Source organism: Pseudomonas sp. ATCC PTA-122608, assembly GCF_001952855.1.
Classification (GTDB): Bacteria; Pseudomonadota; Gammaproteobacteria; order Pseudomonadales; family Pseudomonadaceae; genus Aquipseudomonas.
The window spans coordinates 169,088-193,682 of record NZ_LPNO01000055.1; the positions used below are offsets into that span (position 1 = coordinate 169,088).

19 protein-coding genes and 1 pseudogene are annotated in these 24,595 nt (G+C 61.6%); 14 read left to right on the plus strand and 6 right to left on the minus strand.

Annotated elements, in window-relative coordinates; translation table 11 throughout:
• Window positions 1-255: 255 nt before the first annotated feature.
• Together betT and epsC are read right to left on the minus strand one after the other, a co-directional pair.
• Complete coding sequence (betT, locus tag AU074_RS32565) at window positions 256-2,217, minus strand: choline transporter BetT (protein ID WP_173860426.1); 1,962 nt, start codon at window positions 2,215-2,217, stop codon at window positions 256-258.
• A gap of 446 nt (window positions 2,218-2,663) precedes the next feature.
• On the minus strand, window positions 2,664-3,590 hold the full coding sequence (epsC, locus tag AU074_RS32575; protein ID WP_010168915.1) for a serine O-acetyltransferase EpsC: 927 nt from the start codon (window positions 3,588-3,590) through the stop codon (window positions 2,664-2,666).
• A gap of 166 nt (window positions 3,591-3,756) precedes the next feature.
• Between epsC and AU074_RS32580 the strand changes: the two genes are divergently transcribed.
• The 13 genes and pseudogenes from AU074_RS32580 to AU074_RS32640 all read left to right on the plus strand — a co-directional run bounded on the left by AU074_RS32580 (window position 3,757) and on the right by AU074_RS32640 (window position 15,657).
• Window positions 3,757-4,749 carry a D-cysteine desulfhydrase gene (locus AU074_RS32580; RefSeq protein WP_076018193.1) on the plus strand — a complete coding sequence of 331 codons (993 nt, stop codon included), beginning with the start codon at window positions 3,757-3,759 and terminating at the stop codon, window positions 4,747-4,749.
• A gap of 229 nt (window positions 4,750-4,978) precedes the next feature.
• Window positions 4,979-5,773, plus strand: coding sequence for a cystine ABC transporter substrate-binding protein (gene tcyJ, locus AU074_RS32590; RefSeq protein ID WP_003211859.1), 795 nt, complete (start codon window positions 4,979-4,981; stop codon window positions 5,771-5,773).
• The gene (gene tcyL, locus AU074_RS32595; protein WP_003211857.1) at window positions 5,773-6,438 is read left to right on the plus strand and encodes a cystine ABC transporter permease; all 666 of its coding nucleotides are present in this window, start codon (window positions 5,773-5,775) and stop codon (window positions 6,436-6,438) included. The genes tcyJ and tcyL overlap by 1 nt, the downstream gene beginning before the upstream one ends.
• A 3-nt stretch (window positions 6,439-6,441) precedes the next feature.
• Complete coding sequence (gene tcyN, locus AU074_RS32600) at window positions 6,442-7,188, plus strand: L-cystine ABC transporter ATP-binding protein TcyN (protein WP_076018195.1); 747 nt, start codon at window positions 6,442-6,444, stop codon at window positions 7,186-7,188.
• 337 nt (window positions 7,189-7,525) lie between these two features.
• Window positions 7,526-8,311 (plus strand): hypothetical protein, encoded by a 786-nt coding sequence (locus AU074_RS32605; RefSeq protein ID WP_076018196.1) that lies wholly within the window; start codon window positions 7,526-7,528, stop codon window positions 8,309-8,311.
• A 184-nt stretch (window positions 8,312-8,495) separates the two neighbouring features.
• Window positions 8,496-9,737 (plus strand): SfnB family sulfur acquisition oxidoreductase, encoded by a 1,242-nt coding sequence (locus AU074_RS32610; RefSeq protein WP_076018197.1) that lies wholly within the window; start codon window positions 8,496-8,498, stop codon window positions 9,735-9,737.
• 25 nt (window positions 9,738-9,762) lie between these two features.
• Window positions 9,763-10,956: an SfnB family sulfur acquisition oxidoreductase gene (locus tag AU074_RS32615; protein WP_076018198.1), complete on the plus strand. Its 1,194-nt coding sequence runs from the start codon at window positions 9,763-9,765 to the stop codon at window positions 10,954-10,956.
• A complete protein-coding gene (locus tag AU074_RS32620) occupies window positions 10,956-12,308 on the plus strand; it encodes an LLM class flavin-dependent oxidoreductase (protein ID WP_076018199.1) in 1,353 nt (450 codons plus the stop codon). The genes AU074_RS32615 and AU074_RS32620 overlap by 1 nt, the downstream gene beginning before the upstream one ends.
• 17 nt (window positions 12,309-12,325) lie before the next feature.
• A pseudogene (locus AU074_RS34730) lies at window positions 12,326-12,415 on the plus strand (outer membrane lipoprotein carrier protein LolA); the annotation flags it as partial.
• 11 nt (window positions 12,416-12,426) lie between these two features.
• Window positions 12,427-13,236, plus strand: coding sequence for a MetQ/NlpA family ABC transporter substrate-binding protein (locus AU074_RS32625; RefSeq protein ID WP_076018200.1), 810 nt, complete (start codon window positions 12,427-12,429; stop codon window positions 13,234-13,236).
• A gap of 2 nt (window positions 13,237-13,238) precedes the next feature.
• On the plus strand, window positions 13,239-14,357 hold the full coding sequence (locus tag AU074_RS32630; RefSeq protein WP_076018201.1) for a methionine ABC transporter ATP-binding protein: 1,119 nt from the start codon (window positions 13,239-13,241) through the stop codon (window positions 14,355-14,357).
• Window positions 14,347-14,991, plus strand: a complete 645-nt coding sequence (locus tag AU074_RS32635) for a methionine ABC transporter permease (RefSeq protein WP_003211840.1) — start codon at window positions 14,347-14,349, stop codon at window positions 14,989-14,991. The genes AU074_RS32630 and AU074_RS32635 overlap by 11 nt, the downstream gene beginning before the upstream one ends.
• A gap of 39 nt (window positions 14,992-15,030) precedes the next feature.
• Window positions 15,031-15,657, plus strand: coding sequence for a bifunctional 2-polyprenyl-6-hydroxyphenol methylase/3-demethylubiquinol 3-O-methyltransferase UbiG (locus AU074_RS32640; RefSeq protein WP_076018202.1), 627 nt, complete (start codon window positions 15,031-15,033; stop codon window positions 15,655-15,657).
• Window positions 15,658-15,779: 122 nt separating this feature from the next.
• On the opposite strand, the gene AU074_RS32645 is transcribed toward AU074_RS32640, so the two are convergent.
• The 4 genes from AU074_RS32645 to AU074_RS32660 form a co-directional block, all read right to left on the minus strand.
• A complete protein-coding gene (locus tag AU074_RS32645) occupies window positions 15,780-17,951 on the minus strand; it encodes a glycoside hydrolase (RefSeq protein WP_076018203.1) in 2,172 nt (723 codons plus the stop codon).
• 120 nt (window positions 17,952-18,071) lie between these two features.
• Entirely contained in the window at window positions 18,072-21,125 is a 3,054-nt protein-coding gene (locus AU074_RS32650; protein WP_076018204.1) for an efflux RND transporter permease subunit, read from the minus strand.
• Complete coding sequence (locus AU074_RS32655; protein ID WP_076018205.1) at window positions 21,122-22,192, minus strand: efflux RND transporter periplasmic adaptor subunit; 1,071 nt, start codon at window positions 22,190-22,192, stop codon at window positions 21,122-21,124. Before AU074_RS32655 ends, AU074_RS32650 begins: the two co-directional genes overlap by 4 nt.
• A complete protein-coding gene (locus AU074_RS32660; protein ID WP_076018206.1) occupies window positions 22,189-23,295 on the minus strand; it encodes an efflux RND transporter periplasmic adaptor subunit in 1,107 nt (368 codons plus the stop codon). Before AU074_RS32660 ends, AU074_RS32655 begins: the two co-directional genes overlap by 4 nt.
• 122 nt (window positions 23,296-23,417) lie before the next feature.
• Between AU074_RS32660 and AU074_RS32665 the strand changes: the two genes are divergently transcribed.
• Window positions 23,418-24,578 (plus strand): AAA family ATPase, encoded by a 1,161-nt coding sequence (locus AU074_RS32665; RefSeq protein ID WP_076018207.1) that lies wholly within the window; start codon window positions 23,418-23,420, stop codon window positions 24,576-24,578.
• The last annotated feature ends 17 nt before the right edge of the window (window positions 24,579-24,595 follow it).

Below are 24,595 nucleotides of genomic sequence, written 5' to 3' on the forward strand. Positions count from 1 at the left end.
GTCTTCATTGGTACCGGTCTCCGTCACTGTTCTGAAATGAAAGCGTCAAACGCTTCACACAATTAGGCGATGGCCATGTGACAGTTCGGAGTCAAAACACCCTTTACCCGGATGAAATTAAATTTAAGGAACCCTTCAAGCACGGGGCTTTGCGGGCGCTGGCGAGCGCTTCGGCGCGCCAGTGATGGTGGGATCTGGAGGAGAAACAAAGAACGAAAAAGGCCCTGTTCGAGGTATTGAACAGGGCCTTTTCGTTTAGCGAACCAGGTGCAGGAACTGCATATGCCGTTCGTACTGGTCGAGGATGTCGTTGATGATCTGCTCCTTGGTGTAGCCCACCAGATCGTAGTCCTGGCTGCCCTCACTCAAGTGCACTTCCGCGCGGTAGTAGCGGCGGTTGTTGAGCTGCTTGGAACCCATGCCGCCCCGTGCAAATGACGGGGTGAAATAGCCGCGCATCTGCACCTGATACACGAACGGATGCTGTTCGCCGTGGCCGATTTCCAGGCTGACACTGTCGTTGGCCGGGTCCGGCTGGGCGACCACGTTCAGGCCTTTTTCGACAAACACTGCCGTCACTTCTTCGATCGCCGGACGCACCGTGGTCTCAAGGAAACGGTACACCTCATCCCGTGACGGGAAATGCACCGCCTGGCTCAAGCGCTGGCGCCAACCGCCCGTGCCTTTACGTGAGCCCGACACCGGCGCGAGGGAATGCATCTGCGCAATCTGCTTCTGGGATTCGAGGTAGAACGCCTTGTGCAGCCCCCACATCATCAGCAGCAAGATCATCGAGAACGGCAGCGATGTCAGCACCACAGCAGATTTGAGCGAGTCGATGCTGCCGGCAAACAACAGCGCGCTGGTCACCAATGCGGTCATCGCGCCCCAGAACACTCGCAGCCACTTCGGACCGTCTTCATCGGCGTTGCCGCCTTTGGCCGACAAGGTCGAGAGCACCACGGTGCCGGAGTCGGCCGAGGTAACGAAGAACACGAAGCTGATAAACACCGTGACGGCGATCACCGTCTTGCTCCACGGGTAGGTTTCCAGCAGCAGGTAGAGGCTCATCGACGGATCATCGATGGCCGACTGACCGAGCGCCGTGAGGCCGTGGTTGAGTATCTGGTCGATGGCGCTGTTGCCGAAGATCGACATCCACGCCAGGGTGAAGCCCAACGGGATCAACAGCACGCCGAACACGAATTCACGGATGGTGCGGCCGCGGGAAATACGCGCGATAAACAGGCCCACAAACGGCGACCATGCGATCCACCAGGCCCAATAAAACACGGTCCAGCCGCCCAGCCAGTCGCTGGGTTTGTCGTAGGCGTAGAGGTCGAAACTCTTGGTCGGCAAGGCGCCGAGGTAGTCGCCGATGTTCTGGATCAGGGTGTTGAGCAAGTGCTGGGTGGGACCCGCGAACAACACGAATAGCAGCAGCGCACAGGCCAGCAGCATGTTGATGTCGGACATCACTCGCACGCCCTTGTCGACGCCCGAGACGGCGACAAGAATTGCCGCGCCCATCATCAAGGTGATGAGGCCAACCTGGATCCACTGGGTGTGGGCCACGCCGAACAGGTAATCGAGCCCGGAGTTGAGGTGCAACACGCCAAAGCCCATGTCGGCGCCAAGGCCGAACACCGTGGCGATGATGCCGAAGCCGTCCACGGCATAACCGATGGGGCCGTTGATGCGCTTGCCGATCAGCGGGTACAGCGCCGAACGCAACGCCAGCGGCAGGTTATGCCGGTAGGCGAAATACGCCAGGGCCATGCCGACGAAGGCGAACACACCCCAGCCATGCAGGCCCCAGTGCAGAAACAGGATCTGCATGGCCTGGCGCGCCGCGTCACCGTTCAGCGCCTCGCCCTGGGGCGGTTGCACCAGGTGCGTCAACGGTTCGGAAACGCAGAAGAAAAACAGCGTGATGCTGATCCCGGCGGCGAACAGCATGCCCGCCCAGGACAGGTAACTGAATTCGGGCTCGTCGTGGTCGGCACCGAGTTTGATCTTGCCGTAGCCCGATAACGCGGTGACCACCACGAAGACCAGATACAGGGTCATCGCCAGCATGTAGTACCAGCCGACCGTATTGGCCGCCCAGTTTTGTGCGGCCAGCAGCCAGGCGCCGGCTTGTTCGGGAATAGCGATGACGGTCAGGCCGAACAGCAGGATGAAGCTCGCGGCGAAGTAAAACACCGGCGGGTTCATGCGGACCTGACCGCTTGAAGGTATGGACGATGCACTCATGAAGGGTGCACCTCAAGGGAGTGGGATGTGGCTGTAAAAAACGGACTCAGCAAAGGTAAGCCTCCTGTTGTGAGCGGGCAGCGAACCACCGATTTAACTTGAACGAACAGTCAAGTTAAACATGGATAGGGGTTTGAGGACTAATCGCAGGGCCGAGTGGTAGGTATTTCCTACACTAGCTCAAGGAAAGGTATGACGTATGGGGATGACGAAACGTTCAGCGATTGCTGAGCGAAATACGGCTCGAATCTGGCTAATGCAGCTCAAATTTGGAATACAGACAAAAATGTGGGAGCGGGCTTGCTCGCGAATGCAGTGGATCAGTCAACTGATGTATTGGCTGACACTCCGCATTCGCGAGCAAGCCCGCTCCCACATTTGATCTGTGTGATCTTGAGAGAGGGGTTCTACTTCTGCGTCCCATCATCATGCTGCAAATTCGCCTGGGTCAGATTCGCCCCCGCCGGCACGCTCCGCGTCAGCCACACGTTGCCGCCAATGGTCGAACCCTTGCCAATCGTGATCCGCCCCAGAATCGTCGCCCCGGCGTAGATCACCACATCATCCTCGACAATCGGATGCCGCGGATGGCCCTTCTGCAACTGACCGTCTTCATCCGCCGGGAAACGCTTGGCGCCCAAAGTCACGGCCTGATAGATCCGCACCCGCTCGCCAATGATCGCCGTCTCGCCAATCACCACACCCGTCCCGTGGTCGATGAAGAAGCTCGGCCCGATCTGCGCGCCCGGGTGAATATCAATCCCGGTCGCCGAGTGCGCGATTTCCGCACTGATCCGCGCCAGCAACGGCAACCCCGCCCGATACAAGTGGTGCGCCAGGCGATGGTGAATCACCGCCAGAATCCCCGGGTAGCACAACAGCACTTCATCCACACTGCGCGCCGCCGGGTCGCCGTGGTAAGCGGCGAGTACGTCGGTGTCCAGCAGGCTGCGCAAGGCCGGCAATGCCAGGGCGAAATCCTGGATCAGGTGGATGGCATGGGCGTCCACCTCACTGTCATCCTGGCCGCCTTGCCGTGCGGCATACCGCAGTTCCAGCCGCGCCTGGGCGAGCAACGCATTCAGCGCCACATCCAGGGTATGGCCCACGTAGAAATCTTCACTTTCTTCACGCAGGTCCACCGGCCCCAAACGCATGGGGAACAGCGCGCCGCACAACGCCTCGAGAATCTGTGCCACGGCTTCCCGTGAAGGCAGCTCGCGACCGCCCTGCTCGCCGCTGACCCGGCCATTGCGGGTGCGCCACTGGTCCCGGGCGCTGCGCAGCTGGCTGACGATGGTCTGTAATTGCCAATGACTGGAACGCTCACTCACGGTCTTCACTCCTGACGAAATGCCCACCACTTTACGGCAAGGGACCTGAGCGTCCTTAAGAACCAATAGTGCAATGCTAATAACCCACAGACATAAGCGATTGGCGGTTGCCCCCTGAAAAGTGCCTGCCTATAGTCGGTGCATCTCTGACCACCCGTGCGTAGCCATGATCAAACAACAGCTCGACCGCTTTAACCGTCTGGAACTGCTGGGCGGCGCCACCGCCCTGGAAAAACTCGAACGGCTGTCGGCCTGGCTGGGGCGTGACGTCTACGTCAAACGTGACGACACCACGCCGCTGGCCCTGGGTGGCAACAAGCTGCGCAAACTCGAATACCTCGCCGCCGACGCCCTCGCCCAAGGCGCCGATACCCTCGTCACCGCCGGTGCGATCCAGTCCAACCATGTGCGCCAAACCGCTGCACTGGCCGCCAAGCTGGGCCTGGGCTGCGTCGCCCTGCTGGAAAACCCGACGGGCACCGAAGACCCCAACTACCTGGCCAACGGCAACCGCCTGTTGCTGGAACTGTTCGACGCCAAGGTCGAGCTGGTAGAAAACCTGGACAACGTCGACGACCAGCTCAACGCCGTCGCCGACCGCCTGCGCAGCAACGGCAAGAAGCCGTACCTGGTGCCCATCGGTGGCTCCAACGCCCTCGGCGCCCTGGGTTACGTGCGCGCCGGGCTGGAACTGGCCGGGCAGATTGAAGACAGCGGCATCCAGTTCTCCACCGTGGTACTGGCCTCCGGCAGCGCCGGCACCCACAGCGGCCTGGCACTGGCACTGGCCGAAGTACTGCCGGACCTGCAAGTGATTGGCGTCACGGTGTCCCGCACCGACGAAGCCCAGCGCCCCAAGGTGCAAGGCCTGGCCGAACGCACCGCCGAATTGCTCGGCGTGCCTGTGCCGGACGCGTTCAAGGTGATCCTGTGGGACGAGTACTTCGCCCCCCGTTATGGCGAACCGAGTGCCGGCACGCTGGCGGCGATCAAGCTGGTGGCCAGCCAGGAAGGCTTGCTGCTGGACCCGGTCTACACTGGCAAAGCCATGGCCGGGTTGCTGGACGGCATTGGCCGGCAGCGCTTTGAAGAGGGGCCGATCATCTTCCTGCACACCGGTGGCGCACCCGCCTTGTTTGCGTATGATTCGAGCTTTTGATATTCCATAAAGAAATATCAATTAGATTTTATATTATTTTCAAGTCTTAAAAACCGGCTTTATAGTCGCGCCGTAGGCGAGCTTGATGGCGATACGCATGACTGGGTAGATCCAAAACACCGAGTTGATGCATTCGCGAGCAAGCCCGCTCCCACAGACCGCGCTTTTGAGGCAGGATACGACTACCGCGTCACCTGCATCGCTCAACATAAAAACACAGGGGCTCTTCATGACTATTTCTGTATTCCGTCGCACGTTACTGGTTGGTACGTTGGGGCTGGCGCTTGGCGCCGGGTGGCTCGGTCAGGCGGTTGCCGGCGAGCAGTTGGATAACATCAAGAAAGCCGGCGAAATCAAGATTGGCCTGGAAGGCACCTACCCGCCGTTCAGCTTCGTCGATGAAAGCGGCAAGCTCAGCGGTTTCGAGGTCGAGTTGTCTGAAGCCCTGGCCAAGAAGCTCGGCGTCAAGGTCAAGCTGCAAGCCACGCCGTGGGATGGCATCCTCGCCGCCCTGGAATCCAAGCGCCTGGACGCAGTCGTCAACCAGGTCACTATCTCCGACGCGCGCAAGGAAAAGTACGACTTCTCCAAGCCGTATACCGTCTCCGGTATCCAGGCGCTGACCCTGGCGAAAAACGTCGACACCATCAAGACCGCCGACGACCTGGCTGGCAAGAAGATCGGTGTGGGCCTGGGCACCAACTACGAACAATGGCTCAAGGAAAACCAACCGAAAGCCATCGTCAAAACCTATAACGATGACCCAACCAAGTTTCAGGACCTGCGCATCGGCCGTGTCGACGCGATTCTGATCGACCGCCTGGCGGCGCTGGAATACGCCAAGAAAGCCAAGGACACTGCCGCTGCAGGTGCTGCTTTCTCCCGTCAGGAAGCCGGTATTGCCTTGCGCAAAGGCGAGCCTGAACTGCTGGCTGCGGTGAACAAGGCCCTCGACGAACTGCGCGCCGACGGTACCTTGAAGAAACTGTCCGAGAAGTACTTCAACGCTGACGTTACTCAATAATGGAAGCAGGTTTCCAACTCGCGCTGGACTCCGCGCCCTTTCTGCTCAAGGGCGCGTATTTCACGGTAATTCTTAGCCTTGGCGGGATGTTTTTCGGCTTGCTGTTGGGCTTCGGCCTGGCCTTGATGCGGCTGTCGCGCTTCAAGCTGTTGAGCTGGACCGCCCGAGTCTACGTGTCGTTCTTTCGCGGCACGCCCTTGCTGGTACAGCTGTTCCTGATCTACTACGGCTTGCCGCAAGTGGGCATCGAGCTGGATCCGATCCCGGCAGCCATGATCGGCTTCTCGCTGAACATGGCCGCTTATGCCTGTGAAATCCTGCGTGCCGCCATCGGTTCCATCGAGCGCGGCCAGTGGGAAGCTGCGGCCAGCATCGGCATGACCCGTGCGCAGACCCTGCGCCGGGCCATCCTGCCGCAGGCCATGCGCACGGCCTTGCCGCCGTTGGGCAACAGCTTTATTTCCCTGGTCAAGGACACCGCCCTGGCCGCCACCATCCAGGTGCCGGAGCTGTTCCGCCAGGCGCAATTGGTCTCGGCCCGTACCTTCGAAATTTTCACCATGTATCTGTCCGCCGCCTTGATCTACTGGATTCTTGCCAGCGTTCTGGCGCACGTGCAAAACCGCCTGGAAGCACGAGTCAACCGGCATGACCTGGAGTCTTGAAGCATGATCGTGGTTGAAAAACTGACCAAACAATTCAAGGGTCAGGTGGTGCTTAACGGGATCGACCTTGAGGTCAAGGAAGGCGAAGTCGTCGCCATCATCGGCCCCAGCGGTTCCGGCAAGACCACCTTCCTGCGCTGCCTGAATTTCCTCGAAGAACCCACCAGTGGCCGGATCAAGGTCGGTGACATCGAGATCGACAGCAGCCGCCCGCTCAACCAACAGCAAGGCCTGGTGCGGCGCCTGCGCCAGCACGTGGGCTTTGTGTTCCAGAACTTCAACCTGTTCCCGCATCGCACCGCCCTGGAGAACGTCATCGAAGGCCCGATCGTGGTCAAGAAGATGCCCCGGGCCGCCGCGGACGCCCTCGGTCGCAAGCTGTTGGCCAGGGTCGGCCTGGCAGGCAAGGAAGACGCCTACCCCCGGCGCCTGTCCGGCGGGCAGCAGCAACGGGTAGCGATTGCCCGGGCCTTGGCAATGGAGCCGGAGGTGATCCTGTTCGATGAACCCACCTCGGCCCTGGACCCGGAACTGGTAGGCGAAGTGCTGGCGACCATTCGCAGCCTTGCTGAAGAAAACCGCACCATGGTCATCGTGACCCATGAGATGAGTTTTGCCCGGGATGTTGCCAATCGCGTGATCTTCTTCGACAAGGGTGTAATTGTTGAACAAGGCGAAGCCAAGGCACTGTTTGCCAACCCGAAAGAAGAACGCACCCGACAGTTTCTCAGCAAGTTTATCAACAACTAACTTGCGCCAATCGGATGTAAGAAACTTCGCTTTATCGAGTTGCCGAAAGGCAACTCGCCTCTTAGGTGTTTTTTGGGAAAAGCCCTTTATTCATTGGGTAAAAGTCACCTTGAAACACACGCTTGCAGCGCCCCGCCAGTAAGACCCTTCTGAATATTCCATACCCCCCTGTTTGCCCCGCCCAGCCTCTTGACGCCAACTAACCGAGCCTCTTATCTAGAGCCAAGATAATTGGATCCATTCCGGTTTTTCATTAAATCGTTCCTTTCGGACTACGCCGGCTGCACGCGCCCAATGTCCGGGACGATTGCTGTTGGCTGCATCAAGGAGATTATTTATGAAGCGTATTTCCACTCGGGCGTTGCTCTGTGCCCCGACCTTGCCCCAAGCGCATCGAGAAGGCATCAATGCCCTCGCCGCGACAGACTTGCAGGTCGATATCGCGCCTTACTGCGGCATGGACGAAGGTGATCTGATCGAGCTGTTCTGGAACAACTGCTTTGCCGCTTCCCGGCGCGTGACCGCCGGCAAAATCGGCATGTGCACCAGCCTTCGAGTGCCGGAAAGCTTTGTGCAAAATGGTCCGGCGCGAATTCATTATCGGGTCATGCAAGTCGGCCACGGCCCGGCGCGTTCAGCCATCACCCGAGTGCAGATCAAGACCGATTATCCCGGCGGCATGCCCCTGGCACTGAGCATCGATGAAAACCAGAACCTGGCCGCCGTCAGCCTGCCCGAGACCATTCGCCGCCACGGCGTCAACAGCAGCCAGATCCGCCGCGGCGTGCCCCTGACCATCGAGCCCTACCTGAACATGGCGACCGACGACGAGATCACGCTGCGCTGGGGCGACGTGCGCCTGGACCTGCCAAAAATCCAGGCCAGCGATGTCGGCAAGGCGGTGCAAGTGTGGGTGCCGTCGACGATCATCGTCGAGGCCGGGGATGACCATCGCCTCGAAGTGACCTACTGCATTCGCGACCGGGTCGGCAATAATTCACGCTGGGCGCCAGCCCGCACCTTGCGCATCGCCACGCACGTCCCCAAGGCCCCGACCAGCCCCGCCAAGCCTGCGCTGGTCTACCAACCCCGCCGCCCCGGTTCGCCCTGTGAGCCGGGGTGACAGACCTTCTATGCATATTCCTAAAAGTTAGTTTATTTAAAAATTTAACACGCTTAGGGTATATGCACCGGACCACCGGACATTCCTGATTTTTTTATCTTTTCAACGGATGTGAGGTAGGTATGGTCAAAATTACCCCGGTGCGTAACGCCAGGGCATTACGTGCAGCCAAGGAGCGGCGCTGATGTCTAACTTGGCACAAACACCCCCCCAGAGTGATCTGGACGTCGCCCCGCTGTTGTTGCCAGCCAAGGTGCTGCGCAACGACGCCGAGGCCCTGAGCGCCGCGCATGAGCTGGCACAGGCTGCGCGCCTGCAAGCGGCCAGGCGTGATCAGCAACGCAAACTGCCCTGGGCTGAAATCGAGCACTTCACCCGCAGCGGCTTGGGCAGTATTTCCATTCCTCGTGAGTACGGCGGCCCACAAGTGTCCTTCGTGACCCTGGCCGAGGTGTTCGCGATCATCAGCGCGGCCGACCCGGCGCTGGGGCAAATCCCGCAGAACCATTTCGGCATCCTGCACGTGCTGCAAGGTGCGGCCAGCGAGCGCCAGAAGAAGCAGCTGTTCCAGAGCGTGCTGGACGGCTGGCGCATCGGCAACGGCGGCCCGGAACGCGGCACCAAAAACACCCTGGATCTCAAGGCACGCATCACTGCCGAAGGTGACGGCTACGTCATCAGTGGCCAGAAGTTTTATTCCACCGGCGCGCTATTCGCCCACTGGGTGGCGGTCAAGGCGTTGAACGATGAAGGCAAGGTCGTCATGGCGTTCGTGCGCCGTGGCACCGAAGGCCTGCGTATCGTCGATGACTGGTCAGGCTTTGGGCAACGCACCACAGCCAGCGGTACGGTGCTGCTCGATCAGGTGGCGGTGGACGCCGAACTGGTGGTGGAGACCTGGAGGCTGGGCGAATCGCCAGGCATTCAGGGCGCGGTTTCGCAACTGATCCAGGCCGCCATCGATGCCGGCATCGCCCGTGGCGCTCTCGAAGACACCATCAGTTTTGTACGCGAACGCTCGCGGCCATGGATCGATGCGAAGGTCGAGCGGGCCAGCGATGACCTGTTTGTGATCGCCGATATCGGCAAGCTGAAGATCGAACTGCACGCCGCTGAAGCCCTGTTGCGCAAGGCTGGCCAGGTACTGGATCAAGTCAGTGCCGCGCCGATCACTGCGCAGTCAGCCGCACGCGCCTCGATTGCCGTGGCCGAAGCCAAGGTGCTGACCACCGAGATTTCCTTGCTTGCCAGCGAAAAGCTGTTCGAACTGGCCGGCAGCCGCGCGACCCTCGCCGAATTCAACCTCGACCGTCACTGGCGCAACGCCCGGGTGCACACCCTGCACGACCCGGTGCGCTGGAAGTATCACGCGGTGGGCGCCTATCACCTCAACGGCACTTTACCTGCCCGACATTCCTGGATTTAACCGACCAGACCTCTGGAGAATACGCATGACCCTTTCTCATCACGTCGCGGTTATTACCAGCGATGAACAAGCCCTTATTGTCGCCAGCGACCTCGCCGAAGACTTCCGCCGCGACAGCGCCCTGCGTGACCGCGAACGCCGCCTGCCCTTGCCCGAACTGGACGTGTTTTCCCGCTCCGGCCTGTGGGGCATCAGCGTACCCAAGGAGTTCGGCGGCGCCGGCGTTTCCAACGTCACCCTGGCCAAGGTTACGGCACTGATTGCCCAGGCGGATGCATCCTTGGGGCAGATCCCGCAGAACCATTTTTATGCCCTCGAAGTACTGCGGGTAAATGGCAGCCCGGCGCAGCAAAAACGCCTGTACGCCGAAGTCCTCGCCGGCCAGCGCTTCGGCAATGCGCTGGCGGAACTGGGCACCAAAACTGCCCATGACCGCATCACCAAGATCACCCGCGACGGTGACGGCTTCCGTATCACCGGCCGCAAGTTCTACTCGACCGGCGCGATCTACGCCCAACGCATTCCCACGTCTGTGGTGGACGAAAACGGCGTGCAGCAACTGGCCTTTGTCACCCGTGACAGCCAGGGCCTGACTGTGATCGACGACTGGAGCGGCTTCGGCCAGCGCACCACCGGCAGCGGTTCGGTGGTGTTCGATAACGTTTGGGTCGCGGCCCAGGACGTGATCCCGTTCCAGAGCGCCTTCGAACGCCCGACCACCGTCGGCCCGCTGGCGCAGATCCTTCACGCCGCCATCGACACCGGCATCGCCCGCGCGGCCTATGAAGATGCGCTGCACTTCGTGCGTACCAAGACCCGACCCTGGATCGATGCCACCAGCGACAAGGCAACGGAAGATCCGCTGACCCTGAAAAGCTTCGGCCACTTGAGCATCCGCCTGCACGCCACCGAAGCCCTGCTGGAGCGCTCCGGTGAATTCCTCGACCGCGCCCAGGCCGACAGCAATGCCGATACCGTCGCCGCCGCATCCATCGCCGTCGCTGAAGTGCGCGCCCTGAGCACCGAGATTTCCCTGGCCGCCGGCAGCGCCCTGTTCGAACTCGCGGGCAGCCAGGCCACCCTCGCTGAACACGGCCTGGACCGCCACTGGCGCAACGCCCGGGTGCACACCCTGCACGACCCGGTGCGCTGGAAGTACCACGCTGTGGGCAATTACTACCTCAACGATGAAAACCCGCCACTGCGGGGGACTATCTGATGGCAAAGAAAAAGATCCTGCTCAATGCCTTCAACATGAACTGCATCGGGCACATCAACCATGGCCTGTGGACGCATCCACGGGACACTTCGACCCAATACAAGACCCTCGAATACTGGACCGAACTGGCGCAGTTGCTGGAGCGCGGTCTGTTCGACGGGCTGTTCATCGCTGACATCGTCGGGGTGTACGACGTCTATCAGAACTCGGTGGATGTGCCGCTCAAAGAGTCGATCCAGCTGCCGGTCAACGACCCGTTGCTGCTGGTCTCGGCCATGGCGGCGGTGACCAAAAACCTCGGCTTCGGCCTGACCGCCAACCTCACCTACGAACCGCCGTATCTGTTCGCCCGGCGCATGTCGACCCTCGACCACCTGAGCCGTGGCCGGGTGGGCTGGAACATCGTCACCGGCTACCTCGACAGCGCCGCCAAGGCCATGGGCCTGACCGAGCAGGTCGAGCACGACCGGCGCTACGACCAGGCCGACGAATACCTGGAAGTGCTCTACAAGCTTTGGGAAGGCAGTTGGGAAAACGACGCGGTGATCAACGATCCGCAGGCGCGGGTGTATGCCCAACCGGAGAAAGTGCACAAGGTCGAGCACAAGGGCGAGTTCTATCAGGTCGAGGGCTATCACCTGTGCGAGCCATCGCCGCAACGCACACCGGTGCTGTTCCAGGCGGGCAGTTCGGACCGTGGCTTGCTGTTCGCCGGGCGCCACGCCGAGTGCGTGTTCATCAGCGGGCAGAACAAGGCCTCGACCAAAATCCAGGTGGACAAGGTGCGCGCCAGCGCCGTGGAAGCCGGGCGTAACCCGGACGACATCAAGGTGTTCATGGGGCTGAACGTGATTGTCGGCGCCACCGAAGAAGCCGCGTGGGCCAAGCACGCCGAGTACCTGAGCTACGCCAGTGCGGAAGCCGGCGTGGCGCATTTCTCGGCGTCCACGGCGATTGATTTTTCCCAATACGAAATCGACGAACCGATCCAGTACGTGAAGAGCAACGCCATCCAGTCCGCGACCAAAAACCTGCAAAACAACGACTGGACCCGACGCAAATTACTGGAGCAACACGCCCTCGGCGGCCGCTACATCACCCTGGTGGGCTCGCCGGCACAGGTGGCGGATGAACTTGAATCATGGATCAGCGAAACCGGCCTGGATGGCTTCAACCTGACGCGCATCGTTACCCCGGAAAGCTACGTCGACTTTATCGAACTGGTGATCCCGGAGCTGCAGCGTCGGGGCTCGTACAAGACCGCGTATGACACCGGGACGCTGCGGGAAAAAGTGTTCCGCAACTCAGCGCACTTACCTGAACAACACACCGGCTCCACCTACCGCCACTGAACCCTGTAGGAGCGAGCTTGCTCGCGAAAATCGTCAACGATAACGCGGGGCACCTGACACCCCGTGGCGCATTCAAGTTTTTCGCGAGCAAGCTCGCTCCTACAATTGGAAATCCAATATGAAAAAAACATTGCTCAGCCACCCAGTCAAAGCACTGGCCCTCGCCCTCGGACTCTTCAGCTCGGCGGTATTCGCCGCTGACGCACCGTTGAAAGTCGGCACCACCGCCGCCTTCGCGATTCCCCTGGAGGCCGCCGTCGAAGAGGCCGGCAAACAGGGTTTGAAAGTCGAACTGGTGGAGTTCACCGATTGGATCGCGCCCAACGTCAGCCTGGCGGCCGGCGATATCGACGTGAACTACTTCCAGCACATCCCGTTCCTGGAAAACGCCAAAGCCGCCGCCGGGTTTGACCTGGTGCCGTTCGCCCCGGGGATCATCAACAACGTCGGCCTGTATTCGAAGAAGTACAAAAACTTAAACGACCTGCCTCAAGGCGCAACGGTGGCGATTGCCAACGACCCGATCAACAGCGGGCGCGGCCTGCAACTGTTGGCCAAGGCCGGCTTGATCACCCTCAAGCCGGGCGTGGGCTACAAGGCCACTGAAGAAGACATCGTCACCAACCCGAAGAAGATCAAGATCCTGCAAGTGGAAGCCGTGCAACTGGTGCGCGCCTATGACGACGCCGACCTGGTGCAGGGCTACCCGGCGTATATCCGCCTGTCCAAGACCTTCGATGCCGAGTCGGCGCTGCTGTTCGACGGCCTCGACCACCCGGAATACGTGATCCAGTTCGTGATCCAGCCGAAAAGCAAAACCGACCCGCGCCTGATCAAGTTCATCGACATCTACCAGCACTCGCCGGTGGTACGCGCCGCCCTGGATAAATCCCTTGGCAAGCTCTACCAAGTCGGCTGGGAAGGCTGAACATGAGCGCCGCCACAGCACAACGACGCGAGACGCAACCACCGCACCTGGACGCGCAGCAGACCGAGCTGCATCCGGCGCTGAACCATGCCCATGTGCGATTCATCAACCTCGGCAAGACCTATGACGGCCAGGTCGTGCCCGCCCTGCAAGGCATCGACCTGGCAATCCAGCGCGGTGAAGTCTTCGGCATCATCGGCCGCAGCGGCGCCGGCAAGTCGTCGCTGATCCGCACCATCAACCGCCTGGAACAACCGAGCAGCGGCCGGGTGTTGATTGACCAGGTCGACATCGGCGACTTCGACGAAGACCACCTGGTAGCCCTGCGCCGGCGCATCGGCATGATCTTCCAGCACTTCAACCTGATGTCGGCCAAGACCGTGTGGCAGAACGTCGAACTGCCGCTGAAAGTCGCGGGCGTGCCCAAGGAGCAGCGCGAGAAAAAGGTGCGCGAGCTGTTGGAGCTGGTGGGTTTGCAGGACAAGCACAAGGCCTATCCGGCGCAGCTGTCCGGCGGGCAGAAACAGCGGGTGGGCATTGCCCGTTCGCTGGTGCATGACCCGCAGATTCTGTTGTGTGATGAAGCCACTTCGGCGCTTGACCCGGAGACCACCCAGTCGATCCTCGGCCTGCTGCGGGAGATCAACAAACGCCTGCGCCTGACCATCGTGTTGATCACCCACGAAATGGCCGTGATTCGCGAAATCTGCGACCGCGTCGTGGTGCTGGAACACGGCCACGTGGTCGAGCAAGGTCCGGTGTGGGAAGTGTTTGGCAACCCGCAGCACGACGTCAGCAAGACCCTGCTGGCTCCGCTGCAACACGGCTTGCCTGAAGAGTTGCAAAGCCGCCTGCAGGCCAATCCGACCTCAAAGGACGCCGCCGTGGTGCTGCGCTTGCAACTGACCGGCACTGCCGAAGACGAGCCGGACCTTGCAGCGCTGTTCAGCGCCCTCGGCGGGCGCGTGCGTTTGCTGCAAGGCGGCGTGGAGCGCATTCAGGGCCATGCGTTGGGGCAATTGCTGCTGGCGGTGAGCGGCTCGTCCCTGACCGCTGAAGAACTGCGCACCCGCGCCGGGCGCTGGGCACAACAGGTGGAGGTGCTGGGCTATGTGGTTTGATCGTTTATTGCAGGGCGCCATCGACACGCTGTTGATGGTCGGTGTGTCGTCGCTGATCGCGTTGCTGGTGGGGATTCCGCTGGCAGTGTTCCTGGTGACCAGCGACAAGGGCGGCATCTATCAGGCGCCCGCGTTGAACCGGGTGCTGGGGGCGTTCGTTAACCTGTTCCGCTCGATTCCGTTTCTGATTCTGATGGTGGCGCTGATCCCGTTCACCCGGCTGATCGTCGGCACCACCTATGGCGTGTGGGCTGCAGTGGTGCCGTTGACCATCGCCGCCACGCCGTTCTTTGCGCGGATCGCCGAGGTCAGCCTGCGCGAGGTCGATCACGGCTTGATCGAGGCGGCGCAGGCCATGGGCTGCCGACGCTGGCATATCGTCTGGCACGTGCTGCTGCCCGAGGCGCTGCCGGGGATTGTTGGCGGATTCACGATTACCCTGGTGACGATGATCAACTCCTCCGCCATGGCCGGGGCGATTGGCGCCGGTGGGCTGGGAGATATTGCCTACCGCTATGGTTATCAGCGCTTTGATACGCAGATCATGCTGACGGTGATTGTGCTGCTGGTGATTCTGGTGGCGGTGATTCAGTTGGGCGGCGATCGGTTGGCCAGGGTTCTGAACAAGAGGTGAGGTATAGTCGGGCGATCTCAGCGCCCGGTATTGCCCGCCATGAAACTCGCCCCCGACGACCTCGACCAGATCACTTCCACCACCCTCGGCCACTACAACAAGGTGGCTGAGGATTTTCGTGAAGGCACCCGTGACCACGACGTGAGCCAGAACATCGATGCGTTGTTGCGGCATATCCAGGGCGACGCGCCGTTTACCGTACTGGATTTCGGCTGCGGGCCGGGCCGGGATTTGCAGACGTTTACCCGCATGGGCCACATCGCCGTGGGGCTCGATGGTTCGGAGCGCTTCGCACAGATGGCCCGGGAAGACAGCGGCTGTGAAGTGCTGCAACAGGACTTCCTGAAGCTGGACTTACCCGCCGGACGTTTCGACGGGATCTTCGCCAACGCGGTGCTGTTTCATATTCCCAAGCAGGAGTTGCCGCGCATTCTTGGACAGCTTCACGGAGCACTGAAAGTCGGCGGCGTGTTGTTCAGCTCAAACCCTCGGGGTGAAAACCAGGAAGGCTGGAACGGGCCGCGGTATGGCTCGTATCACGACCTGCAGGCCTGGCAAGAGTTGCTGACGGCGGCGGGGTTTGTGGAGTTGGAGCATTACTACCGGCCCGCCGGGTTGCCTCGGGAACAGCAGCCGTGGCTGGCGAGTGTGTGGAAGAAAGTTTAGAGCTGCATTGCCTGAGCCGGCCTCATCGCAGGCAAGCCAGCTCCCACATTTGATCGGTGCAAGCCCTGACAACCCGGTCAAATGTGGGAGCTGGCTTGCCTGCGATGGACTCACAGCCGCCACTAATCCACTTGATACACCACGGCCTGCGCGCCAGGCACAAAAGCCGTAATACTGCGTTCAGCAAAATTCGCCACCAACCGCGTCCCATCGGCAAACGTGGTCTGCTGCACCTGTTTATCTTCGGTCAGCCAGCGAAAATCCGTCATGGCCTGAGTCGCCAACCGCTCATGCAGCGGCCGGAAGAACCCATCCTGGCGCTGAATCACCGGCAAGCGCTGCTTCACCGTCGCCGCACTCAGGTGATACAGCGGCGGCACGTTGTAGAGCAGTTGCGTCAGCTCGTTCTCGGCCCGCACGTTGCTCAGTTTCAGGCTGTCGAACAGCCAATGGTGGGTGGTGATCACCGAGCCGTGGAATACCGCCTGATACAGCGGCAGGCGCATCGCCGGGTCAAAGTAGACCGTGCGAAACGGCTCTTTCAACGGCACCGACTTGAAGAACACCGCCGGCTGTTCCGGCGGGTACCAAGCCCCGACGTAATACGGCGACTGCTTGTCCTGGGTCATCTCCCGATCACCCCAGCCCAACACCGGTGTTTGCATACCGTGGGCAAACAGGATGCCTCGGGCGGTGATCGCATTGCCGTCTTCGGAACCTGCCGGAAACTTGAGCACCGTACTGATCCAGCGAGATGCATCGATATTGCCTTCGGCGTTTTGGGCCTGGGACATGCTGGCGCCCGTGCGGTAACTGTCGAACAACATGCTGGTGGCGTAGGCATCGAGAAACCAGGCGTTGAACCCGGACTTGGCCTGCACCGCCTTGATCCGCGCCTCCAGCAATGGCCGTACGCAACGCGGGTCGGTGTAGTGGCCGGACTTCTGGAAGCCTGTCTTCAACTGGCCGCCCTTCAACACGATCGCGCACTCGCCGTAAGCCTTGCTGCCCAGGTGCGCGGTGGTCCAGTCGGGGTTTTCGGTGGCGGACAAGGCCGTTTCATAAGAGTCGTAGGGCGCCATCAGGTAACCGGCATCAACACCGGCCTTCACGGCCTCAGGATGCCAGAGTCCGCCTTCCCAGCCTTCGCCCTGGGTCACCAGCAGGCGCTTGAGACCGGCGCCTTTCAGCGCGTTGGTGACGGACAAGGTGTTGCCCCAAGTCTCAGGCGTGGCGCTCAAGGCACCCGCAAAAGCCACGGCCAACTCGCGACGCAGTGCACCATAGCCATCAGCGAGCTGAGTCATGTCCGGCTCGGTGGAAGGCTGCCAACCCTGCCGGGCTTTTGTGTTGATCGCCGCGTTCAGGCCGCGCAGCAGGACAGCCTGCTCATACGGCTGCTTGACCTGTCGAACCTGCGCCGCCTCTTTGTCCAGCAAGCCATTCAACTCAGCTGGCAGCCCTTTACCGCTGCGCAGCAGTTTGAGCAGTTGCGGCCAGTCCCGAACATCGCGCGGGGCCAGCAGGTCATTGCCCCACAGGTAGATATGGCTGGCGCCCAGCAGCTTTTCCGCTTCCGGGGTTTGCCGCAGTTTGTCTGCCAACGGCTCATAACGTCCCTGCTCCACCAGCCACTGGCGATAACGCTTGGCGCCGGCCAACGGGTCGCTTTCGCCCAGGTGCAACAGCAGGGTCATCGGCGCGGCGGGGTCCAGCGTGGTGAATTCATGGAAGGCGGACAACGCCAGCCCTTTACCGTCGGCCTGCCAGTGCAACCGGTTGTTGTAAGGATTGGTCATCAGCCAGTTGAGGGTGAACGCGCCGTGGTCTGCGCCCCACAGCGGCAAGCTGAGGTCCTGGGTGGTGTTGACGTCGCCCTGTTCCAGCAGGAAGTTCTGCCATACAGCATTGCCCGCCGGCACGTAATGCCCTTCGGCCAGGGGCCAGATCAGGCCGTTGCCCATGGCGCTGGCGGGTTGCCGCAGGATCGCCAACTCACCGGCATCACGGGCGGTGATCGTCAGGGCGAGATCCCGTTGATCGAGGGTGGCGCTCAGGCGATAGGCGCCATCGTCCCATTGCCAACTGGCTTGACTGGCGCTTTGGGAGAGCTGGTTGACCCTGTGCGCAGGGACTCCGCTTGAAGCCTGCACGGCGGTCTTGTCACCGGGAGTGACGTGGATCGCAAGGGTCGCCGGGTCGATCTCAACCCCCCACAGGGCGTTCTCCAGCACCGTGCCGGCAAGGGTCACGGGCGATAGCAACAAGGTACAAACCAGCAGGAAATAACGCATGGGGCAGGCCTTGGCAAAGGATCAGGCCCGGAGGGTAAAACAATAGACCGGGCGCCAAGGGCAAAAAAATGTTTCAGGGAACATTCCCACGTCCATGTAGGAATGTCGGCGCAGTGGCTGTCAGGCGTTTTCTTTCTTCGGCTCGCGAATCTTGTACCAGGCCACATACAGCGCCGGCAGGAACAGCAGCGTCAGTAACGTGGCGATGATGATCCCGCCGATCATCGCGTAGGCCATCGGCCCCCAGAATACTTCCCGGGCAATCGGGATCATGCCCAGGCTGGCCGCCGCCGCGGTCAGCAGGATTGGCCGGCGCCGGTGTTCGGTGGCTTCCACCACCGCGTCCCACGGCGTGTAGCCGTCGCGCTCGTAGGCGTCGATCTGGGTCACCAGAATCACCGAGTTACGGATGATGATGCCGATCAGCGCGAGGATCCCCAGGATCGCCACGAAGCCCATGGGCGTGCCCGTGGGAATCAGCGCCAACACCACGCCAATCAGCCCCAACGGCGCGACGCTGGCCACCAGGAACATCTTCTGCACGCTGTGCAGCTGGATCATCAGGAAGGTCGCCATCAAGAACAGCATCAGCGGCACCACCTTGGCAATCGGCCCCTGAGCCTTGCCGCTTTCTTCCACGGTGCCGCCGGTGGCGACCTTGTAGCCCACCGGCAACGCGGCGCTGAACTTGTCGATTTCCGGCTTGAGCTGTTTCACCAGGTCGGTCGGCTGCATGTCGTCGCGCACCGCCGCCTTGATGGTGATGGTCGGTTTGCGGTCGCGACGCCACACCAATGGCTGTTCAAGCTCATAGCGCACGGTGGCAAACGCCAGCAGCGGAATCGAGGTGCCGTTGGGCGTGACGATCTGCAGGTTCTGCAAGGTTTCCGGCGTACCGCGCTCGGCATCCTCGGCGCGGCCAACCACATTGATCAGGTAGATGTCGTCATGCACCTGGGTCACCGACGCACCGCTGACCACGCTGTTCATCAACTGCGCCACGTCCTCCGACGACAGCCCCAATTGCCGCGCCTTGTCCTGGGCGATGTCGACCCGCAGGACTTTGCCGGGCTCGTTCCAGTCGTAGATGATTTCGCCCATGTGGGTGTTTTTATCGAGCATGGTCGCCAGTTCGATCGCGTGTTTGCGCACTTGGTCGATGTCCTTGCCAGACACCCGATACTGGATCGGACGCCCCACCGGCGGCCCCATTTCCAGCGGCTGCACGAAGCTGCCCACGCCGACAAAATCTTCCCGCAGGCGTTTTTGCAGGCGCGCAATCAAGGCTCCACGCTCTTCCAGGCCCTTGCTGACGATCACCAGTTGCGCGTAGTACGGGTTCTCCAGTTGCTGGTCCAGCGGCAGGTAGAAACGGATCGCGCCCTCGCCGATATAGGTGCTCCAGCGGGCGATGTCCGGGTCATCCTTGATGATCGCCTCAAGACGGTCGACGGCCTTGCGGGTCTCGTTGATCGAGGCGTTTTGCGGCAGGTTAAGGTCGACGAGAATTTCCGGACGGTCCGAAGACGGGAAAAACTGGTTCTGCACGAACTGCATGGAAAACACCGACGCCACAAACAACAGCACGGTAATGCCGATGGCCCACCAGCGGTTGCGCATCGCCCACAGCATGCCGCCATTGAACGCCCGGCCCACCCGGCCCGGCTCGGCGTTATGAGGTTTTACCTTGCTGCTGAGGATATGCACCCCGAGCACCGGCGCGAACAACACCGCGACCACCCACGACACCAGCATCGCCACGGCAATCACCGCAAACAGCGTGAAGGTGTACTCACCCGCCGAACTGGCATTAAGGCCAATCGGCACAAAACCGGCGACGGTCACCAGCGTACCGGTCAACATCGGGAACGCCGTTGAGGTGTAGGCGAAGGTCGCCGCCTGCTCCTTGGTTTCGCCTTTTTCCAGGCGTGTGATCATCATCTCCACGGTGATCATTGCGTCGTCCACCAACAGGCCGAGGGCGATGATCAAGGCACCCAGCGACACCCGCTGCATGGTGATGCCGCTGTATTCCATGAACACAAACACCAGCGCCAGCACCAGTGGAATCGAGCACGCCACCACCAACCCGGCACGCACGCCGAGGCTGATAAAGCTCACCACCAGCACGATGATCACCGCTTCAAACAACGCGCTGGTGAAGCCGCCGACGGCCTCTTCCACCACTTCTGCCTGATCGGAAACCTTGTGCACGCCCACACCCACCGGCAGGTCGGCGGTCAGCTCGTCCATGCGTTTGTGCAGGGCCTTGCCGAAGTCCTGGATGTTGCCGCCCTTCTGCATGGCGATGGCCAAGCCGATGGCGGGCTTGCCGTTGAAGCGGAACATCGGCGTCGACGGGTCGACATAGCCACGGGTGATTTCCGCGACATCGGCCAAGCGATAGAAACGGTCATTGAGCCGCAGATTGACGTTGGCCAGGTCCTTCTCCGAGGCGAACTGCCCGGAGGTGCGCACCGAAATCCGCTCCGGCCCCGCCTCGATCACACCGGCCGGGGTCACCGCGTTCTGCGATTGCAGGCTCTGCACCACCTGGCGCTGATCAATCCCCAGAGCCGCGAGTTTGCGGGTGGAGAAATTCAGGTAAATCACTTCGTCCTGCTGGCCGATCATCTCGACCTTGCCCAGCCCCGGCACCGAACGAATCTCGGCGCGCGCTTGCTCGACGTAGTCGCGCAACTGGCGCATCGACAAGCCATCGGCGGTAAAGGCGTAGATAGAGCCGAATACATCACCGAACTCGTCGTTGAACGCCGGCCCCTGTAAACCCTGGGGGAAGCTGCCGCGGATGTCGTCGATCTTCTTGCGTACCTGGTACCAGATCTCCGGGATCGCCTTGGCGCTGGTGGTGTCCTTGAGGAACACAAACACCGTCGACTCACCGGGCCGGGTGTAGCTTTTCACGTAGTCGAGGGAGTCCAGCTCTTCGAGTTTTTTCTCGATGCGGTCGGTGACCTGCTTCAGGGTCTCTTCCTGGGTCGCGCCCGGCCAACGGGTCTGGATCACCATGGTCTTGATGGTGAACGACGGGTCTTCCTCGCGGCCGAGGTTCATGTACGAGAACACGCCCATCAGCAGCGCGACGAACATCAGGTACCAGACGAAGGACTGATGCTTGAGGGCCCAGTCGGATAAGTTGAAGCTCCCTTTCATCGCGGGCTGTCCTCGTCGATTTTGACTTTTTGCCCGGGCTTCACGCTGTTCACGCCGGCACTCACCACGCGCTCGCCGGGCTTGACGCCAGCGTTGAGCAAGGCGCTGTCGGCGTCACGGCTGACGATGGTGACGTCACGGGGTTGTACGGTCTGGCTTTGGGTGTCGATCACCCAGATGCGGGTCTTGCCGTCGGCTTCCTGCAAGGCGCTGAGGGGCAGTTCAATACGCGGAGCGATGGCTGAGCTCAAGGTCACGCTGATGGCGGTGCCGAGGCGAAACGCAGGCGGCGTTTCGGCCAGGGTCAGGCGGGCGCGACGGGTGCGGGTGGCGCTTTGGGCCTGGGGTTCGATCTCGCGCACGGTGGCAGTCGTGCTGATGTTCGGGTCCATTTGCCCGGCGACCAGGAACACCACATCCGGCGGCAGGCGCTCGGCGAGGCCGGCGGGCAAGTCGATGACGGCCTCCTTGATGTCGGGACGCGCCAGGGTCACCACTTGCTGACCGGCGCTGACCACCTGGCCGGCCTCGGCATTCCACGCGGTGACGATGCCCGCGTGGTCGGTGCGCAGTTCGCTGTAGTTGAGCTGGTCCTTGGCCTGGTTGACCGAAGCCTTGGCTTGGTCGAGGGAGGCCTGGGTGGTTTTCAGGTCGGTCTGGGCGATGTCCAGTTGGGCCTGGGCGCCGACGCCACGGCTGAACAGTTCCTGCTGGCGGCGGGCATTGGCCTGGGCGTTGATCCACTGCGCCTGCACGCGAGCCAGGTCGCCCTGGGCAGCACGCAACTGGTTCTGTTGATCGGTGGGGTCGAGCACGGCCAGCAACGCGCCCTGCTCCACTTCGGCACCCACGTCGACCGCGCGCCGGGCAATGCGCCCGGGCACACGGAAACCCAGGTTGCTTTCATAACGGGCCTGGATCGTACCGGCGAAGCGGCCGAGGTTTTCCTGGTCTTCGGACTTCACTTCAATCGACAGCACCGGGCGCACCGGTTCCGGCGCAGGTTCTTCCTTGGAGCACGCCAGCAACAGCAGGCTGGCAGCGAGCAATACCGTCAGCCGCTTCATGGCTGCACTCCTTGGGCCTGAGCCTGATCCGGCGGCTGGGCGATTTCCACGATCATGCCGGGGTGCAGCAATTGCCCACCGGCCACCACGACTTTTTCGCCGCCCTTGAGGCCGTCGCTGATGATCACCTTGCCGGTGAGATAACGCGCGACCGTGACCTTGTGCAGTTGCGCCTTGCCGTCGCCGTCAATCAGCCAGACAGCCGGCGCGCTGATGTCTTTGGTCAAGGCAGCCCACGGCAACTCGATGCTGGCCTTGGCCGGCCCGTTGGCGGTGGCGCTGACCACCGAGCCCAGTTGCATGCCCTTGGGCAGCGCGTCGAGGGCGATTTTGACTTGCACCGTGCCGGTATTCGCAGCCACGGCCGGGGTGACTTCGCGGACCTTGCCCACGGCGGTAATCTGCGGATTTTCCAGCAGGCTGACGGTGATCGGTTTGTCCGGCGGCGGCTCTACCAGCAGCGACTCATAGACGTTGAACACCGCATCGCGCTCACCATCCCGAGCCAGGCTGAAAATCGGCACGGTGGCCTGCACCACTTGGCCGACCTCAGCCTGGCGCGCGGTGATGATGCCCGGCGCGTCGGCGATCAGCGAGGTGTAGCCCAACTGCTCACGGGCATTGGCCAACTGCGCCTGGGCGGCAGTCAACGCGCTTTGACTGCTGCGCAACGCGGCCTGGGCGGAGTCGTATTCGCTGCGGCTGGTGTAGCCCTTGGGCAGGAGTTTTTCCTGGCGCACAAACGCGGCGGCAGTCTGTTTGACCCGCGCCTGTTCGGCGACCACCTGGGCCTGGGCGGAGTCGACGTTGGTCTGCAAATCTTTCGGGTCGAGCTTGGCCAGCACTTGCTTGGCGCTGACGCGGTCACCGACATCCACCATGCGCTGGATGATCTTGCCGCCAACGCGGAACGACAGATCGGTCTGCACCCGCGCCTGGATATCGCCGGTCAAGGTCACGGCGGCGGCAAAGTCGGTGGACTTCACGGTCTGCACGAACACCCGGGAATGTTCCTTGGGTTCGGCTTTTTCCTGGCCGCAACCGCTCAACAGCGCCAGCAAGCCAAGGCCGAGAATAATAAATGTGGAGTTGGGACCGCCCATGCAGGCTCCTTTTGCGTGATGCCGCCGTGCCAGTGTCTATGCGACTGTGAGCTTAGAACAGGGTTCCTTATCTGCATGGAGAATCCCATACTCCAATGGTTCCCTCGCCGATAATTTTTCCCATGCTCAAGACCCTCGCGGTGGCCAATTACCGCTCGATCAACAAATTGGTGGTGCCGCTGGATCGGTTGAACCTGATCACCGGCCCCAATGGCAGCGGTAAATCCAACCTGTACCGCGCCCTGCGGCTGCTGGCGGAGACGGCCCAAGGCGGCGTGATCAACGCACTGGCCCGCGAGGGTGGGCTGGATTCAACCTTCTGGGCCGGGCCGGAAAGCATCAGTCGGCGCATGCTCAGTGGTGAAGTCGCGGTGGAGCCCATCGTGCGCCAGGGCGCCAAGCGTTTGCGCCTGGGGTTTGCCGGAGAGGATTTCAGCTACGCGATTTCTCTGGGCTTGCCTGAGCCCGGCGAGTCTTATTTCTCCCTGGACCCGGAGATCAAGAAAGAATGCATCTGGGCCGGGCATGTGTTTCGCCCGGCGAGCCTGCTGGTGCAGCGCTCCGGCCCGATGGTACGTGCCCGCGATGGCCGAGCCTGGGATGTGCTGGCCCAGCACACGCCGAACTACCACAGCCTGTTCGACCAGGTTGGCAGTCTGCGGGGGTCGCCGGAGGTATTGCTGCTGCGCGAAAGCATTCGTGGCTGGCGCTTTTATGATCACTTTCGCAGCGACGTCGACGCTCCGGTGCGCCAGCCGCAGCTGGGCACGCGCACGCCGGTGTTGCATCACGACGGTCGGGATTTGGCGGCGGCGTTGCAGACCATTCGCGAGATTGGCGACCCGGAAGCCTTGCAACGGGCGATCAGCGATGCGTTTCCCGGCGCGCGGTTGAATATCCAGCCATTGCAAGGCGGACGCTTTGCCATCGAGTTTTATCAGGAAGGATTGCTGCGGCCGTTATCGGCGGCGGAGCTGTCGGACGGGACCTTGCGCTATTTGCTGCTGGTGGCGGCGCTGCTGACGCCGAGGCCACCGACGATGATGGTCCTGAACGAACCGGAAACCAGTTTGCACCCGGACCTGTTGCCGGCGTTGGCGCGCCTGATCATCCAGGTGTCGCAGCAGTGCCAGGTGTGGGTGGTGTCCCATGCCAGCCGCTTGATTGCGGCGTTGCAGCAGAATGAAGGGTGTAATTCGATCGTGCTGGAGAAGGTGATGGGGCAGACGCAGGTGGTGGGGCAGCGGGTGCTGGATCAGCCGGCGTGGCATTGGCCCAGCTAGGCGGTGCCTGTGAGGGC